Raw genomic sequence first — 16,789 nt, forward strand, 5'->3', positions numbered from 1 at the left:
CTCCACCTCCCTTCCCACTCGTCCCCGTCACCCGCACTCATCTCATCCGCCGGTCACAAAGCCGAAGTCGACATCGGCACCGTAGATGAACCCGACCGTCAGCAGTACGAGCGTCCCCGGCAGGAGGAACGTCGTCACCGCGAAGGTCGCCTTGGGGACTGCTCGGGCGGCTTTTCGGCGGGCGTTCTGCGCGTCGGTGCGCCGCATGTCATTGGCGATCTGGATCAGCGTGTCGACGATCGGAGCGCCTAGCTCCTCCCCCTGCTGGAGGGCGGTGACGAACATGGCCACCTGCTCGGAGTCGTTGCGCTTGCGCAGTTCGTCGAACGCCTGGCGTCGGCTGACACCCATGTCCATCTGACGCAGTGTGATGCGGAGTTCGTCGGCCCAGGGCCCCTCGTACTTCTCTGCTACCCGGCCCAGCGCCTGCCGGAAGCCGAGACCGGCGGAAACGACCACGGCAAGCACGTCGAGAAAGTCCGGGAGCGTGCGTTCGATGTGTTCGCGGCGGGCCCGCACCGCCGACCAGATGCCTGCCTCCACCCAGAAGAGACCGAAGCCGATCATCAGCAGGGCGAAGAAGAGCTGCCCGCGCATCAGCATGGCGAGGGCACCGAGAAGGCCGAGCGCGCCGTAGACCGCGCGACGGGCTGCGTAGCGGTCGATGGTGAGGCCGCCGGGGTTGCCGGCCATGTCGATCTGCCGGCGCTTCTTGTTGACCGCCTTGGTACCCATCATGCGCAGGACAGCGGGAGCCCAGCGCATGCCGAGCCGGTCGATGCCCGAGCCGACCGCGCTGGTGCGCGTCGCACCGACTTCGAGGGCGAGGGCGAGATCGGTGGGGAGCTTGGCGTCGGCGCGGTACATCCGGTAGCCGTAGAGAATGCCGTAGACGGCGATTCCCATGCCCACGGCGAGCAGCAGGTCCATGTTCGTTCCTCCCTCAGACGTCGATGCGGGACATACGACGGATCACGACGAATCCGATCGTGTACAGGGCGATGGAGACCACCACGGCGGCCTGGCCGAGAAAGGCTCCGGTCATGCGGTCCAGGGCTCCCGGCATCACCGCGTTCATCAGCAGCATCGACCCGAGCCCGAAGACGGGAACCGCGTAGGCGGTGACGGTGACCTGGGAGAGCTGCGTCTTGACCTCACGCCTCGTCTCCTTGCGTTCCTCCAGCGTCTCGGTGAGGTTGCGCAGGGAACTGACGACGGTACCGCCGGCTCGGTTGGAGAGGACCAACGTACTGATCAGCACGGCAAGTTCCCGGGAGGGCAAGCGGTCGGTCAGTTCGCTGAGTGCGTCGTCCAGGGACTCTCCGACGGCGAGACGGCGCGCGACTCTCGCGAGCTCCTCCCCCGCGGGGTTCTCCAGCTCCTCCGCCGCCATCGCGAGCGAGGTCCGCAGGGCCAGTCCCGCCTGGGTCGCGTTGGCGAGAATGCGGCTCAGCTCCGGGAGTTGGTTGATGAAGCGCTCGGTGCGCTTGGTCCGCTGCCAGTTGAGGAACGCGTTGGTCGCCCACAGTCCGATCAGCGCGGCAACGGGGCCGAAGAAGGCGGCCAGCATCGACGACGCGACGGCCCAGAGGATGGCCATCGCCGCGATCGCGTAGACGAAGAACTCGCCCGGGGTGATCTCCAGGCCCGTGGCACCGAGTTTGCGTTCGAGGCTCCGGCCGAGCTTGGTCGTGCGCAGCCTTCGGTCCAGCCCGGCGAAGCGGCGGGTCTGGGGCGGCAGGTGACCGGTGTACGAGAGCCGGTCGACGAGGGCGTCGCGGTCCGCCTTGCCACCGGTGTAGGCGTACAGGCCCCAGACGCCGAGTACGCCGCAGAGCAGCGTCACGCCGACCGTGATCAGAGGGAGATAGTTCATGGCGGGGGTACCTACATGGCCTCTCGGATGGCGAGCTGGTCGGAGTGCGCGGCGACGCCGAAGGCCTGCGGGATGGGCTGACTGGCCATGTAGAGGCGGTCGGCGATGCGGCGGGGCAGCGGGAAGTACTGGAACTGGCCGTAGATCCTGCCGTCCGCGGCCATCGGTTGTGCGTGGAAGCGTGCGACGCTCACGATGCGGTACGGGTCGCGGCCGTGCGAGTCCAGCGCGGCGATCTCCGTGATCTTGCGGGTGCCGTCGGCGTGCCGGGTCAGCTGGACGATGATGTCGACGGCGCTGTTGATCTGGTCGTGCAGCGCCTCGAACGGGATCTTGATCTCGGACATCGAGGCGAGGGTCTGGAGGCGCATCAGCGCGTCCTCGGCGTTGTTGGCGTGGACGGTGGCGAGCGAGCCGTCGTGGCCGGTGGACATCGCCTGGAGCATGTCGAGGGATTCGCCACCGCGGACCTCACCGACGACGATGCGGTCGGGCCGCATGCGCAGGGAGTTGCGCACCAGGTCGCGGATGGTGATCTGCCCCTTGCCCTCCACGTTGGCGGGGCGGGATTCCAGCCGGATCACGTGGTTCTGCTGGAGCTGGAGTTCCGCCGAGTCCTCGATGGTGACGATGCGCTCGTTGTTCGGGATCAGCCCGGAGAGCGCGTTGAGCAGGGTCGTCTTCCCGGTGCCGGTGGCGCCGGAGACGATGATGTTGAGCTTGGCCTGGACGAAACCGGCGAGCAGCACCAGCATCTGCTCGTCGAGCGAGCCGAAGCCGATCATCTCGTGGAGGGTGAACGAGCGGGGGAAGCGGCGGATGGTGAGCGTCGCGCCGGTGAGCGAGAGCGGCGGGATGATCACGTTGACGCGCTCGCCGCTGGGGAGGCGGGCGTCGACCATGGGGTTGGACTCGTCCACCCGGCGGTTGACGGTGGAGACGATGCGCTCGATGGTCTGCATCAGTTGCTCGTGCGATCCGAACCGCATCGGCAGTTGCTCGACCTTGCCGCTGCGCTCGACGAAGACCTGGTCGGGGCCGTTGACCATGATCTCGGTGATGGAGGCGTCCTCGAGCAGCGGTTCCAGGATGCCGAGGCCGAGGGCTTCGTCGACGACGCGGCGGATGAGCTGGGAGCGCTCCTGCGTCGAGAGGACGGGGCCCTCCCGGCTGATGATGTGGCCGAGTACCCGCTCCAGCCGGACGCGCCGGTCGGCGGCGGCCAGCGAGGACATCTCCGCGAGGTCGATCTCCTCCAGGAGCTTGGCCCGGTAGAGGGCGACCATGTGGCCGTCCTCGCGTGCACCGCCGTTCTCCTCGGGAGTGGTGATGCGTGCCCGCAGACTCATGTGCGTGACTCTCTCTCTGGCTTTCCGGGCGGTGCTGCGGGCAGGGACGGCGGTGGAGGTGGAGGAGGCTCAGCCCCGGGGGAAGGTGGCGCTCCGTTCGGCCCAGGACCAGTCGATCCCGGGCACCACGCTCGGAACCTTGATCCGTACGGTGGCGGTGACCTCTCGCTCCCCGCCGGAGAGGTTGATGTCGAACTCGTCGCCGTCCGTGAGCCAGTCGCTGATGGCGTCGCGGCCGTCCTGGGCGGGGTCCCCCCGGGGGAAGTCCTGACCGGCGCTGCGGGCCGCGACCCGTGCGGCGGTTCCCGCCTGGTTGGCGGCGTACGCGGCGAGGCCGAGCTGGACGGCGAGCATGCCGACCAGGAGCAGCAGCGGGAGGAAGCCGAGGTACTCGATGGCGACCTGGCCGCGGTCACGCCGGGCGGGCGTTCGGGCACACGGCCGGCCCGGGGTCGGCACCGGCCTCGGGGCCGGGCCCGGAGTCGGCAACAGGCCGGGGACCGGGGCAGGCGTCACGTCCGGGGCCGCCACCGTCATCACGGCCGGGGTCAAGGTCGGGACAGGCATCCGGCGAGGGACGGACATGCGGGTCGGGACAGGCATCCGGCGAGGGACGGACATCCGGGTCGGGACAGAGATCCGGCCGGGGACAGGCATCCGGGTCGTCATCGCTCAGCCCTCCTGCGGCGAGGCGGCGTCCCCGGCGATGGAGACGTCGAGGTCGAAGAGGCCGGGGACCAGTACGGGGACCTTGAGGGTGACCGTCGTCCTGTAGAGGGACGAGCCACCGCGGCAGCTGTAGCTCGCGTTCTCCTCCCAGGCGTCGGGCATGTCCTCCCGCGCTGCCCGACGGCACGCCGCGCTCTGGCCGAATTCCGCCCCCGCGCCGGCCCGCGCTCCCTCGTCGGCGGCGTTCCCGGCGAGGACGAAGGTGTAACCGACGAGGGCGAGTTCCCACAGCACGAGCATGATCAGGATGATGAACGGGGTCATGCCCAGGAACTCGATCGCGGTCTGCCCGCTGTCGCGGCCGCTCCGGCGCACCCGCCCCCGGCAGCCGGCACCCGGGGCCCTCGCTGCCGCACCAGCTGCCCCGGCGGCACACGACCCGGCAGCGCAGGCCCTCCCAGCACAGGCCCCCGCAGCGCAGGCCCTCCCAGCACAGGCCCCCGCAGCACAGCCCCCCGCAGCACTCGGCCCGGACACGGTCGGCTCAGAGGCGGGTGGTCCGCCCGGCCCCGCCCGGAAGGAGGCGTCGGGGCGCCTCCCCCGTATGTCGTACGTCAGCGTCGTGGTCATCGGTCAACGTGTCCCCTCGGTCCGTCCTCGGCCCGTGCCGTCGCCGCGCCGTCCGCGCGTGCCCGGGATCGGGCCCTGGTCGTTGCGCACCTTGCCGTTCTTCTTCTCCCCTGCCCGGGGTTTGACGATCCCGATTTCGCCGGCCAGACCCCACAGCGCCTGCTTGACCGTGCTCTTGGCGTCGAGCTCGTGGAGCCGGCCGGCGTCGACGACTCCCTGGAGTTCCTTGAAGTTGGCGGGGACGGCCGTGTTGGCGATGCGGGTTCCGGTGATCTTCTGGATCAGCGGCGGCTGGATCTCCGTGCTCCGGGTGTAGCGGTTGACGACGGTGAGGGTCTCCTCCGCCTTGCGGATCTGCAGGCGGTCCCACATCCGTACGACGCGTTTGGCGCCGCGCACCGCGACGACGTCGGGGGTCGTCACCAGGACGGCCACGTCGGCCATCTCGACCGCCGCCGCGTTGGCGCCGTTCATCTGGCTGCCGCCGTCGACGACGACCACCTCGTACCGGGAGCGCAGGGCGCTGACGATCTGGCGGGCCGACCGGTCGCTGACTTCCTCGCCGCGCTCCCCCTCACCGGGGGCGAGGAGCAGGGAGAGGCCCGAGGAGTGGGAGAAGACGGCGTCGGTGAGGACGCGGGGCGATATCTCGGAGACCAGTGCGAGGTCGACGATCGACCGGCGGAACTGCACGTCGAGGTAGGAGGCGATGTCGCCGGTCTGCAGGTCCATGTCGACGAGGGCGACGGTGTTGCCGGACGCCTGTGCCGCCAGGGCGAGCTGGACGGCGGCGGTGGTGCAGCCGACGCCGCCCTTGGCGCCGGTGAGGGTGACGACCATGCCGCCGGGTCCGGTGAAGACCTCGTTGCCCGCGGTGAGGTGGCGCCGTACGCCGGACGCCCACTGGGCCGCCGCCTGGATCCGGTTGACCAGTTCCTCGTAGCCGAGCGGGAGCGTGACGATGCCGCGGGCGCCGGAGTCCATGGCGGCCGCGAAGAGCGCGGGGCTGGCGTCCGCGGTGATCAGGACGACACCCACGGCCGGGAAGCGCAGGGAGACCTCCCTGATCAGTTCCAGGGCGGGCACCGGGCCGATCCGCTCGTGGACGAGCACGACCTCGGGCAGTTCGTCGAAGGCCTCGCCCGCCAGCCGGGCAAGGGTGTCGATGAGCTGGGTGGAGTCGCCGACGGGGGTGGCCGGTTCGGCGTCGGGCAGTTGGCTGAGCAGGGTGGTGACGGACCGGGCCGCGTCGATGTCCCCGACGGCCGGGAGGATCCTGATGGTCATCCGCCCTCACTTGTCCTTGTCGAGCTGGTAGGTGCGGTCGCCCGGACGGATCGTTCCGTCGCTGCCGGGGGCGACGAGCGCCAGCCGTACGTGCTCCGCGAAGGACTCGGCGTACGCGATGCGCTGGGTGTCCAGCGTGTTGAGGGCGAAGGTGATGGGCACCGCCTGGGTCATCTGGAAGGAGTTGTTGCTGCGGTCCGGCTCCAGCGCGGTGAGCTTGCCGACTTCGAGCACCTTGGCGTTGGCGACGATGACCTTCGACTGCGCCGGGTCTCCCTCGCGTTCTCCGGCGAAGGTCGCGTAGACGTTCACCGTGGCGCCCGGGGTGATCTTCCCGGCGACGCCGGTCGCCGCGTCGATCATGATCGCGATCTCCTGCTCGCCCGCGCGGAGTTCGGGCTTTGCCACCATCATGTCGCTCTGCAGCAGGGAGCCTTGGCGGAGCTTGGTGACCGCGATCTTGCCCTGCACCTCGCGCAGGTCGGTCACGGCGTTGGCGGACAGCCACCGCTCGGGCATCGAGACCTTTTCGAACTGGCGGTTCTCCAGCGCCGTGTAGGGCGCGACGTTGACCTTGAGCTGGTACGCGGTGACCTCGGGTCCGACCTTCGAGTTGACGTCACTGATCACGGACAGCACCCCGGCGAAGGCACCGAAGGCGCACAGGACCGACAGGAGCAGGAGTATGACGCCACGGCGCTGGCGGGAGTTCATGGGCCGGACAACCTCGTTCGGATCGGATGCGTGGTGCTGCGGACAGGGGCGGGGGTGCGCGGTGCGGTGTGCCCGGCGTGGGGCGGGCGTCCCCGGCAGCGGTCGTTACCGCTCACGGGCGAGGACCACCGAGGTGTGCGCGCGGTTCTCGGGCGGTACGAGCGGGGACGAGCAGAACCCGCAACGGTCTCCGATGAGTTCCATGCCGCACCAGTGGCAATTCTCCCGCCGCACCGACGCCACCAGTTGGTAGAGCACGGAGATGTCGGGGAGGTAGGAGGCGAATTCCACCAGCTTCGAGGTGCCCCACCAGCGGACCGACTCGGCGGGGAGGGCGGCCTCGTGAATGGCCTGGACCTTCCAGTCCGGGGCCAGCCGTTCGGTGACCCATTCCTGGGGCGCCTGGCCCTTGGCGATCAGCAGGTGGGTCCCGAAATCCGGTCCGGGCAGCGGCTCCATCGTCGGGCGCACTTTGACCAGACGCGCACGGGGGCCGGTCAGCGCGGCGAACTGTGCGCCCGGGACCCAGGACTTGGCGTGCTCCTTGAGGCTGACCGGGAAGCGGTCCAGCTTGGCGACGGAGTTCAGCAGCGCTCCGGCGTGGATGTAGTGGGCGAGCAGCCGGACGGCGGAGGCGACCACGCCGGGGCTGAAGTCGCAGATGGAGAGCTGGCGCAACTGCCGTACGAGGACGGCGAGACCGAGCGGCGGGAGGTCGACCCGGACGAGGGCGATCCGGTCGCTCTCCAGGACGGAACGGATGGCGTACAGCCTGCGCTCGTGGGCGGCCGGCAGGGAGGACGGGTACACGGCGATCACGTATCCGTGCTGCTCCAGCAGGAGGTGGATGTCGCCGACGGCGAGTTCCAGCGCCTGCTCCTGCGGTGCGTGCAGCAGGGCGGCGGTCGGTGTCTGCTGGTCGGTCGGTGGTAGCACCAGGTCAGCGCTGGTTACTGCAATGGCGATCGGCACGCTGTTCCCCGTTCGGCTCCGGTCGGCGTCGCGCCGCCGACCGCAATCGCTCCTGTCCGTGGTTCTCCGACAGCACTGTAGTCACGTCCCACCAGGCGGGAAACCGTCTTCAGGAATCAATACGGAGACGGAAGGAGGTAACGCGGCGTTGCTGCCCGGCCCATATCCGCGCCGCCCGGCCGCCGTTGAATTCAGGGCGTCCAGGAGGTTTATCCGGCCCCTTCCCAGCCATTCGGCAATCGGCCGATCTTGTGGGGACGCCGGTGTTTCGCGATTCGCCGCCCGTCCTCGCGTCCCGCATTTGTCGAGTACGAGAACTCATCGACGCCACCCGCTCCCCCGTGCGTCCGCATGATGCCCGTCGGCGTGCCCGTCAACCCCTGCGCGTACAGGCCATTTTATCCGGGTGACCGACCCGCTCGACCGGCACGCCCGACGCTGCGGGACCCCGAGGACGGGACCCGTCCGCACGGCAGCCGCCCCCAGCAGGTTCGAGGGGGCGACGGCGGGCGCCGTCCGGCCGGGCGGTGGCATCGGACCGACCGTCCGGCAACAGGACGATGATCAGGGACTTTTGGCGCCTCACCGGGTCGGCACACGCGCGCACGGCCTCTCCTCGGTCCCGCGCGTGCAGCCGACGGAGCTGCCCCGCGCCCCGCATCCGGACGCCATCGAACCGGACAAACGAGGCACCGTCACCAGGGCATCAAAAACGCCAGGACGAGTGAATCGGCATCAGAGGTCTTGACAACTTGATTGGTCTGGACCAGTTTATCGGCCAGCGGTGGCCACCGCCTCTCGCCGTTCCCCCCGCGGCGACCTCTCGCGCAGCACCGTTCGGATCCCCGGCGCACCCCCGCCACCACCCCGACTCCCCCCGGAGGATGCAGTGGAACCCACCGCAGGCAGAAGGCACCGAAAGCCGTACACCCGTCCCGTGCTCGGCGCCGCCATGGCCGTCGTCGCGGCGGGCGCGCTGACCCTCACCGGTCTGGTGAGCAACGCGGAGGCCGCCGACATCAACGTGGCCAAGAACGCGGGCTTCGAGTCGGGCCTCGCCAACTGGACCTGTTCGACCGGCAGCGGGGCCACCGTCTCCTCACCGGTGCACGGCGGAACCTCCGCGCTCAAGGCGACACCCGCGGGCCTGGACAACGCGCAGTGCAGCCAGACCGTCGCCGTCAAGCCCAACTCGACGTACGCGCTCTCCTCCTGGGTGCAGGGCAGTTACGTCTACCTGGGCGTGAGCGGCACCGGCACCACGGACGTCTCCACCTGGACCCCGGGCGCCTCCGCCTGGACGCAGCTCGCCACGAGCTTCAAGACGGGCGCCTCCACCACCTCCGTCACCGTCTACACCCACGGCTGGTACGGCCAGTCGGCCTACTACGCGGACGACCTCTCGGTCACCGGTCCGGACGGCGGGGGTGGCGGCCAGGAGCCCGCCCCGCAGGTGCCGGCCGCCCCCGCCGGCCTGACCGCGGGGACGAAGACCTCGTCCTCCGTCTCGCTCACCTGGAACTCCGTCTCCGGGGCCACCGGCTACACGGTGTACCGGGACGGCGTGAAGGCCACCACCTCGACCGGCACCTCGGCGACGGTCTCCGGACTCTCCGCCGACACTGCCTACACCTTCGCGGTGAGCGCCACCAACGCGGCGGGTGAGTCGGTCAAGTCGTCGACCGTCAGCGCCCGTACGTCGACCTCGGGGACGACCAACCCCAACCCGTCGACCTCGGTGCCGAAGCACGCGGTCACCGGCTACTGGCAGAACTTCAACAACGGTGCGACCGTCCAGAAGCTCAGCGACGTACCCGCCGCCTACGACATCATCGCGGTCTCCTTCGCGGACGCCACGTCCACGCCGGGTGCCGTCTCCTTCACCCTGGACTCGGCCGGACTGAACGGCTACACCGTCGACCAGTTCAAGGCCGACATCAAGGCGAAGCAGGCCGCCGGGAAGAACGTCATCATCTCGGTCGGCGGTGAGAAGGGCGCGGTCGCGGTCAACAGCGACGCCTCCGCCACCGCGTTCGCCGACTCGGTCTACTCACTGATGCAGACCTACGGCTTCAACGGGGTCGACATCGACCTGGAGAACGGCCTCAACTCCACCTACATGACGAAGGCGTTGCGCTCGCTGTCGGCCAAGGCGGGCAGCGGCCTGGTCCTCACGATGGCGCCGCAGACCATCGACATGCAGTCGACGTCCGGCGAGTACTTCAAGACGGCGCTCAACGTCAAGGACATCCTGACCGTCGTCAACATGCAGTACTACAACAGCGGTTCGATGCTCGGCTGCGACGGCAAGGTCTACTCGCAGGGCACGGTGGACTTCCTCACCGCCCTCGCCTGCATCCAGCTGGAGGGCGGCCTCGACGCCTCGCAGGTCGGTCTCGGAGTCCCGGCCTCGACCCGGGGCGCGGGCAGCGGTTACGTCGCCCCGTCGGTCGTGAACGCCGCCCTGGACTGCCTCACGAAGGGCACCGGCTGCGGAACGTTCAAGCCTGCCAAGACCTACCCGGCGCTGCGCGGCGCGATGACCTGGTCCACCAACTGGGACGCCACCGCGGGCAACGCGTGGTCCAGCGCGGTGGGCGCGCACGTCCACGCCCTGCCGTAACAAGGGTGCGTTAGCCGCCGCGAAACGCCCGGCCGCACGCACGTGAGGCGCCACCGCTCCCCCGGTGGCGCCTCACGCGTGTCCAGGACGGGGAAGCGGGAGGGCGCGAGGCTCAGCCGAGTACGGCGAGCGCGTCGATCTCGATGAGCAGGCCCCTGGGCAGGCCGACGTAGACCGTGGTCCGCGCGGCGGCCGGGGCCGTGAGGCCCTGCTCCTCGAAGTACGCGTTGTAGATTTCGTTCATCTCGGCGAAGTGGTCCACGTCCGTGAGGTAGACGCGCATCATCATCACGTCGTCCCAGCCGGCACCGCCCTCCTCCAGGATCGCCTTGACGTTGGCGAACGTCTGGAGGGTCTGCTCGCGCAGGGTGGGGCCCGCCGGGGTCGGTGCCTGGCCCGCCACCGCCGGGAGGAAGCCGACCTGGCCGGCGACCTGGAGGATGTTCCCCTTCTTCACGCCGTGCGAGAACTTCGCGGGCGGGGTGGTGTGGGTGCTGGGGGTGAGGGCGGTCTTCTCGGTCATGGAGTGTCCTTCGACGGTGCGGGATGCGGGGTTTCGTGGTTCGACGGGGAGGTGCCGGGCGTGCGGGGGGCGGCGGATCGCGGGGGCAGGGCGGGCACGGCGGTGCCCGAGTACTCCCGGCTGATGGCGTCGGCGGTGCGGAGCAGGGGTGGCAGCAGGGCGAGCAGTTCCTCGGCCGCCACCACGACGTTGGGCGCGGAGACCGACATCGCGGCGACCACCCGGCCGTCCGCGCCGTGGATCGGGGCTCCGACGCAGTTGATGGACTCCTCGTGGCCGCCGAGGTCGGTGGCCCAGCCCTGCTCGCGGACGGTGGCGAGTTCCCGGAGGAAGGCTGCGGCGTTCGGGGTCGAACGGGGCGTGTACGCCGGGTAGTCGAGCCGTTCGGCGACGGCCCGGCGCTCCGGCTCCGGGAGGTCGGCGAGGAGCAGCTTGGCGACGGCGGCGACGGACATGGCGACGGTCTTGCCGATGCGCGAGTACATCCGGACCGGGTAGCGGCTGTCGACCTTGTCGATGTAGAGGACCTCGCCCTCCTCGTACACCGCGAGGTGGACGGTGTGGCCGCACCGCTCGTTGAACTCCACGAGGTGCGGGTGGGCGATCTCGCGCACGTCGAGGTTCTCGACGGCCTCCTGGGCGAGGGCGAAGAGGCGGGCGCCGAGCCGGTAGCGCTGGTCCTCCTGGCGGTAGACGAGCCCGTGCTCGCGCAGGGTGCGCAACAGGCGCAGCGCGGTGGACTTGTGGACGCCGAGGCGGTCGGCGACGCCGCCCAGGTCGGCGGGGCCCTCGGCGAGCAGCGGCAGGATGCTGAGCGCGCGGTCGACGGTCTGGCTCATCCGGAGACTCCTTCCGCCGGGGGGGCGACGGGTCCGCTCGTGGGTGACGTCCATCCGGGCCCGAGTCGGACGCCGCGCCAGGCGTCGTCGTCGAGCGCGGCGAGCCGGTCGGCGTGGGCGCGGGCCGGGGGGCGGGTGAGGTCGCCGGGGACGGTGAGGACGGCGGCGGCCATCAGGTGGCCGTGCCGGATCCGGTCGCGTACGGGCAGGGCGCGCAGGGTCGCGGAGAGGAAGCCCGCCGCGAAGGCGTCACCCGCTCCGACGGCGGCGACGACGTCCACGCGGAGGGCCGGGGCCGTGGTGGCCCGGTCCGTGCCGGGGCCGGGCGGGGTGCCCTCGGGGCGGGCGAGGACGGTCGCCCCGTGCGCGCCTCGTTTGACCACGAGGACGGAGGGCTCCGGCAGGGCGGCGCGGATCGCCTCGGGTCCGTGCACGCCCCAGGCCTCCGCCGCCTCGTCCTCGCCGACGAAGACCACGTCGGCGCCGCGTGCGAGGTCGCGCAGGACCCCCGGCCCGGCGGGGTGGCCGCGCCAGAGGCGGGGGCGGTGGTTGACGTCGAAGGAGATCAGCGGCCGTCGGGGGCGCTCGGCGGTGAGGGTGCGCAGCAGGGCGAGGCAGTCGTCGGAGAGGGCTGCGGTGATGCCGGAGAGGTGGAGGACCCGGCCGGCGAAGAGGGCGTCGTACGGGGCGTTCCGGGGGGACATCGCGGAGGCGGCGGAACCGGCCCGGTAGTAGGCGACCTCGTGGGCGCCCTCCGCGCGGTCGGCGGCGGTGCGGAAGTAGACGCCGGTGGGCCGGTCGGGGTCCCGGTGCACGGCGGAGGTGTCGACCCCGTGTCCGGAGATGGTGTCGACGAGGTGGTCGCCGAAGCCGTCGGCCCCGACCCGGCTGACCCAGGCCGCCCGGTGTCCGGCTCCGGCCAGCGCGCAGGCGACGTTGGACTCGGCGCCGCCGATGCCCCGCAGGAAGGCGGGTACGTCGGCGAGGCGGCCGGGCCGGGTGGGCAGGAAGGTCACCATCGACTCGCCAAGGCAGACGACCTCGGGGGCGCCCGCACTCCCGCCCGGCGGCTCCGCTCCGGTTCCGCGCACCTGGGCTCCTCGCTCGTCGCTCGTCACCCCTCGGCGGGGCGTCGCTCCTCGCCGGCTCGTCGTTGACCCGGCATCGGCTCGGATGTTAGACAGCCTGGAGCGACATACGCAATGAGCGTTGCACAGGATGCAACGCCACAGGGAGGGAGTGCGCATGGCAGCCGAAGGGACAGCCGGGAGCGGGAACACGAGGTCCGCGGGTCCGGCCGGGGACGCGGTGGCGGTCGCGGAGCGGTGTGCGGCCGTGCTCGCCGACGAGCGGATCGACTCCCGCTTCAAGGGCCTGCCGCCGGACGCCGAAGGGCTCACGGTGGGCGCGCTGGCCGCCGAGGCCCGGCCGCTCTTCTCCGGCGGGTTCACGACGCCGCTGCTGACGCTCTCCGCCGAGTCCCTCGACGCCAACCTCGCGCTGCTGGAGACGTACACCGTGCGGCACGGCCTGGCGTTCGCGCCGCACGGCAAGACGTCCATGTCGCCGCAGCTCTTCGCCCGCCAACTGCGCCACGGCGCCTGGGGGATCACCGCCGCCGTCCCGCACCAGGCCCGCGTCTACCGCGACCACGGCATCCGGCGGATCTTCCTCGCCAACGAGGTGGTGGACCCCGTCGCGCTCGCCTGGATCTCCGGCGAGCTGGACGCGGACCCGGAGTTCACCTGCGTCTGCTACGTCGACTCGGTGCGTGGCGTCGAGTTGATGGACGAGGCGCTGCGCGCGGCGGGGGCCCGTCGGGCGCTCGACGTGGTGGTGGAGCTGGGTGCGGGCGAGGGCGCCCGCACCGGTCTCCGTACGGAGGCGGAGTGCGCGGTGGTCGCGGACGCGGTCGCCGCCGTGTCCACGCTGCGACTGGTCGGGGTCGCCGGCTACGAGGGCGAGGTGCCGGGGGCGACTCCCGAGCGGGTGGGCGCCTGGCTGCGCCGACTCGTCGCGCTGGCCGTGGAGTTCGACCGGGCGGGCCGGTTCGCTGGGCTCTCCGGGGGCGAGGAGATCCTGGTGAGCGCGGGCGGCAGCGCCTGGTTCGACGCGGTTGCGGAGGCGTTCGCACAGATCCCTGAACTGAGCCTGCCGGTCTGCAGGTTGTTGCGATCGGGGGCGTACGTCTCGCACGACGACGGTCACTACCGCACGCTGACGCCCTTCAACCGGGTGCCGGAGGAGGGTGAGTTGCGGGCCGCGTTTCGGCTGTGGACGCAGGTCGTCTCGCGTCCCGCCGAGGGCCAGGCGTTCGTCAACGCGGGCAAGCGGGACGCGGCGTACGACCTCCATCTCCCCGAGGCGCAGGTGGTCCGTTCGGCCCGGGACGGTGCGCTGCGGCCCGCGACCGGGATCACCGTCACCGGCCTCTCCGACCAGCACGGCTGGCTGGCCACCGAGCCGGGGACCGCGCTGGAGGTCGGCGACTGGGTCGGCCTGGGGCTCTCGCACCCCTGCACATCCTTCGACAAGTGGCAGCTCATCCCGGTCGTCCGGGAGGACGGCGCGGTGGTGGAGTACCTGCGCACCTTCTTCTGAGCCGGCCCGCCCCCACCCGAACCGCACTCTCCCCAGGCCCCGGAGGCCCCCATGGACCTCGTCATCCGTGACGCGCGCGTCGTCGACGGCAGTGGCGCCCCGTCCTACCGGGCGGACGTCGCCGTCGACGGCGGCCGGATCTCCGCGATCCACCCGGAGGGTGCCCCGGGACGGCGCCCGACGGCCCGCCGCACCCTGGAGGCGGACGGCCTCGCGCTCTCCCCCGGTTTCATCGACATGCACGCCCACAGCGACCTGGCGCTCCTCCGCGACCCCGACCACAGCGCCAAGGCGGCGCAGGGTGTCACCCTCGAAGTGCTGGGCCAGGACGGACTCTCGTACGCCCCCGTCGACGACCGCACGCTGGCCGAGGTGCGGCGCACCATCGCCGGCTGGAACGGCGACGGCGGTGACCTCGACCTGGACTGGCGGACGGTCGGCGAGTACCTCGACCGCCTCGACGGGAACTTCGGTGGCCGGGGCATCGCCGTCAACGCCGCCTACCTCGTCCCGCAGGGCACGGTCCGCATGTACGCGGTGGGCTGGGAGGACCGTCCCGCCACCGGAGCCGAGCTGGACCGGATGCGCCTGCTGGTCGCGCAGGGCATGCGGGAGGGCGCGGTGGGCATGTCGTCGGGCCTGACGTACACCCCGGGGATGTACGCGGACGACGCCGAACTCACCGAGCTCTGCCGGGTGGTGGCCGAGCACGGCGGCTACTACTGCCCGCACCACCGCTCGTACGGAGCCGGTGCGCTGGAGGCGTACGGGGAGATGGTGCGGCTGACCCGGAAGGCGGGGTGCGCGCTCCATCTCGCCCACGCCACCATGAACTTCGGCGTGAACGAGGGCCGCGCCCCGGAGCTGCTCGACCTGCTCGACCGGGCGCTGGACGAGGGCGCCGACATCTCCCTGGACTCGTACCCGTACACCCCCGGCTGCACCACCCTGGTGGCGATGGTGCCGAGCTGGGCGGGCGAGGGCGGCCCGGCGGCGGTCCTGGCGCGGCTCGCGGACCCCGGCGCCGCCGGGCGGATACGCCACGACCTGGAGGTCACCGGCTCGGACGGCTGCCACGGGGTGCCGATCGACTGGGACACCATCGAGATATCCGGGGTCACCGTGGGGGCGCTGGCCGGGTACGTGGGCCATACGGTCGCCGCCTCGGCGCGGGAGCGGGGCGAGGAGCCGTGGACGGTCGCGCGGCGGCTGCTCACCGAGGACCGTCTCGGCACCACGATCCTCCAGCACGTGGGGCACGAGGAGAACGTCCGGCGGATCATGCGCCACCGCTCGCACACCGGCGGCAGCGACGGCATCCTGCGGGGCGACAAGCCGCACCCGCGCGCCTACGGCACCTTCCCGCACTACCTCGGCCGGTACGCCCGGGAGTTGGGGGTCCTCCCGCTGGAGGAGTGCGTGGCCCACCTCACCTCCCGCCCGGCCGCCCGGCTGCGGCTGACCGACCGGGGGCTGGTCCGCGCCGGGTACCGGGCCGATCTCGTCCTCTTCGACCCGGCGACGGTGGCGGCGGGGGCGACCTTCGAGGCGCCCCGCACCCTGCCGGTGGGCATCCCGCACGTGCTGATCGACGGCCGGTTCGTCATCGAGGACGGCCGCAGGACCCAGGTGCTGGCGGGCCGTTCGGTCCGCTCGACCGCGCGCTGACCCGGGCGCCCGAAGGCCCCCGGGTCGGCTCCGTCCGTGCCGCGGGCGTTACGGCTTGGGCAGGGCGCAGCCGCTGCGGTTCAGGTCGATCACGCTGCCGGGACCGACGCAGGGCACGATGCCGTACGTCTGCTGGGCGTAGTTGATGCCCTTGCGCACGGTGACCGTGCCGTTGGCGTCGACCTCGCACGGGTTGTTGTCCGTGCACCGCTGCCCGTCCTCGTTACCGGTGTTGTTGACGGCGATCACCTTGCCGGTCGCGTTGTCGATCACCGGGGAGCCGGACGTGCCGCCGATGGTCTGGCAGGCGGAGGTGTAGCGGACCGAGTCCTTCCAGGTCCACGCGCCCTCCTTGAGGCGGTAGACGAAGCCGTCGACGGCGCAGGTGTAGGTCCGCTTCCAGTACCCCGACGCGACGGTGATCGCGGTGCCCGCCACCGGGTGGGTGGCGGAGAGCTCCAGGGCCTTGATGCCGTAGCTGCTCTCTATCTGGGCGTAGGTGCGGGTGAGTTGGTAGAGCGAGATGTCGGTGTCGGTCATCGTGCCGTACGCGATCTTGCTGGCGCGCAGGGTGCCGACGCCGGTCCCGGCCGCGTTGAGCAGGGTGAAGGAACGGGTGGAGGCGCGGTTCACCAGCACCTGTCCGGCGGCCGGGAAGCCCGTCTCCAGGCAGTGGCCGTTGGAGAGGACCAGCGCGGGGTCGGTGGGCAGCGCGGTGGGGGTACGGACGACGGAGCCGGAGCAGTTGCTCAGCGCCACGGTGCCGGCGAAGCCGACCGCCCGCACTCCGGCGGGGGCGGGAGCGGGAGCGGGAGCGACGGACCGTCCGGCGGACGCCGCGGACTTGCCGGCCGACGCCGGAGCAGCCGTGGACGAGGCGGTGTGCGCCCCGGAGCCGGAGGCGGCTACGGCGGGCACCGTACCGGCTCCGAGGAGCAGGGCGCTCAGAAGCGCGGCGACGAGAGGCTTTCTCATGGGGGGTCCCCTCCGATGACCTGGTGCGCGGGCGCACCGGGGTCGGTGGGCACGCACACGCGT

The 16,789-nt window shown here is 71.4% G+C and carries 15 protein-coding genes; 3 read left to right on the forward strand and 12 right to left on the reverse strand.

What is annotated here, in order from left to right:
* Positions 1 to 42: 42 nt before the first annotated feature.
* From PZB77_RS10640 to PZB77_RS10675, 8 genes are all read right to left on the reverse strand, one after another.
* Complete coding sequence (locus tag PZB77_RS10640; RefSeq protein ID WP_275492330.1) at positions 43 to 930, reverse strand: DUF5936 domain-containing protein; 888 nt, start codon at positions 928 to 930, stop codon at positions 43 to 45.
* Between the two features lie 13 nt (positions 931 to 943).
* On the reverse strand, positions 944 to 1,876 hold the full coding sequence (locus PZB77_RS10645) for a type II secretion system F family protein (protein WP_275492331.1): 933 nt from the start codon (positions 1,874 to 1,876) through the stop codon (positions 944 to 946).
* An 11-nt stretch (positions 1,877 to 1,887) separates the two neighbouring features.
* A complete protein-coding gene (locus tag PZB77_RS10650) occupies positions 1,888 to 3,225 on the reverse strand; it encodes a CpaF family protein (protein ID WP_275492332.1) in 1,338 nt (445 codons plus the stop codon).
* A gap of 69 nt (positions 3,226 to 3,294) precedes the next feature.
* Positions 3,295 to 3,792, reverse strand: a complete 498-nt coding sequence (locus tag PZB77_RS10655; RefSeq protein WP_343299858.1) for a TadE/TadG family type IV pilus assembly protein — start codon at positions 3,790 to 3,792, stop codon at positions 3,295 to 3,297.
* Between the two features lie 105 nt (positions 3,793 to 3,897).
* The gene (locus PZB77_RS10660) at positions 3,898 to 4,269 is read right to left on the reverse strand and encodes a TadE family protein (RefSeq protein WP_275492333.1); all 372 of its coding nucleotides are present in this window, start codon (positions 4,267 to 4,269) and stop codon (positions 3,898 to 3,900) included.
* Between the two features lie 258 nt (positions 4,270 to 4,527).
* Complete coding sequence (locus PZB77_RS10665; protein WP_275492334.1) at positions 4,528 to 5,811, reverse strand: AAA family ATPase; 1,284 nt, start codon at positions 5,809 to 5,811, stop codon at positions 4,528 to 4,530.
* 6 nt (positions 5,812 to 5,817) lie between these two features.
* Positions 5,818 to 6,525, reverse strand: a complete 708-nt coding sequence (gene cpaB / locus PZB77_RS10670) for a Flp pilus assembly protein CpaB (protein ID WP_275492335.1) — start codon at positions 6,523 to 6,525, stop codon at positions 5,818 to 5,820.
* Between the two features lie 105 nt (positions 6,526 to 6,630).
* On the reverse strand, positions 6,631 to 7,497 hold the full coding sequence (locus PZB77_RS10675; protein ID WP_275492336.1) for a hypothetical protein: 867 nt from the start codon (positions 7,495 to 7,497) through the stop codon (positions 6,631 to 6,633).
* Between the two features lie 889 nt (positions 7,498 to 8,386).
* On the opposite strand from PZB77_RS10675, the gene PZB77_RS10680 reads away from it, so the two are divergent.
* Positions 8,387 to 10,120, forward strand: a complete 1,734-nt coding sequence (locus tag PZB77_RS10680) for a glycoside hydrolase family 18 protein (protein ID WP_343299859.1) — start codon at positions 8,387 to 8,389, stop codon at positions 10,118 to 10,120.
* A 112-nt stretch (positions 10,121 to 10,232) separates the two neighbouring features.
* On the opposite strand, the gene PZB77_RS10685 is transcribed toward PZB77_RS10680, so the two are convergent.
* The 3 genes from PZB77_RS10685 to PZB77_RS10695 are packed head-to-tail and all read right to left on the reverse strand — an operon-like array spanning position 10,233 to position 12,573.
* A complete protein-coding gene (locus PZB77_RS10685) occupies positions 10,233 to 10,643 on the reverse strand; it encodes a RidA family protein (protein WP_275492337.1) in 411 nt (136 codons plus the stop codon).
* Positions 10,640 to 11,482 carry an IclR family transcriptional regulator gene (locus tag PZB77_RS10690; RefSeq protein WP_275492338.1) on the reverse strand — a complete coding sequence of 281 codons (843 nt, stop codon included), beginning with the start codon at positions 11,480 to 11,482 and terminating at the stop codon, positions 10,640 to 10,642. The genes PZB77_RS10685 and PZB77_RS10690 overlap by 4 nt, the downstream gene beginning before the upstream one ends.
* Positions 11,479 to 12,573 (reverse strand): sugar kinase, encoded by a 1,095-nt coding sequence (locus PZB77_RS10695; RefSeq protein ID WP_275492339.1) that lies wholly within the window; start codon positions 12,571 to 12,573, stop codon positions 11,479 to 11,481. The genes PZB77_RS10690 and PZB77_RS10695 overlap by 4 nt, the downstream gene beginning before the upstream one ends.
* Before the next feature lie 154 nt (positions 12,574 to 12,727).
* Here PZB77_RS10695 and PZB77_RS10700 point away from each other — a divergent pair, with 154 nt between their 5' ends.
* Together PZB77_RS10700 and PZB77_RS10705 are read left to right on the forward strand one after the other, a co-directional pair.
* On the forward strand, positions 12,728 to 14,083 hold the full coding sequence (locus PZB77_RS10700; protein WP_275492340.1) for an amino acid deaminase: 1,356 nt from the start codon (positions 12,728 to 12,730) through the stop codon (positions 14,081 to 14,083).
* 51 nt (positions 14,084 to 14,134) lie between these two features.
* Positions 14,135 to 15,751: a D-aminoacylase gene (locus PZB77_RS10705; protein WP_275492341.1), complete on the forward strand. Its 1,617-nt coding sequence runs from the start codon at positions 14,135 to 14,137 to the stop codon at positions 15,749 to 15,751.
* Positions 15,752 to 15,799: 48 nt separating this feature from the next.
* On the opposite strand, the gene PZB77_RS10710 is transcribed toward PZB77_RS10705, so the two are convergent.
* Positions 15,800 to 16,726, reverse strand: coding sequence for a serine protease (locus tag PZB77_RS10710; protein ID WP_275492342.1), 927 nt, complete (start codon positions 16,724 to 16,726; stop codon positions 15,800 to 15,802).
* Positions 16,727 to 16,789 lie beyond the last annotated feature (63 nt).

Origin of the sequence: Streptomyces sp. AM 2-1-1 (assembly GCF_029167645.1) — a bacterium.
GTDB lineage: Bacteria > Actinomycetota > Actinomycetes > Streptomycetales > Streptomycetaceae > Streptomyces.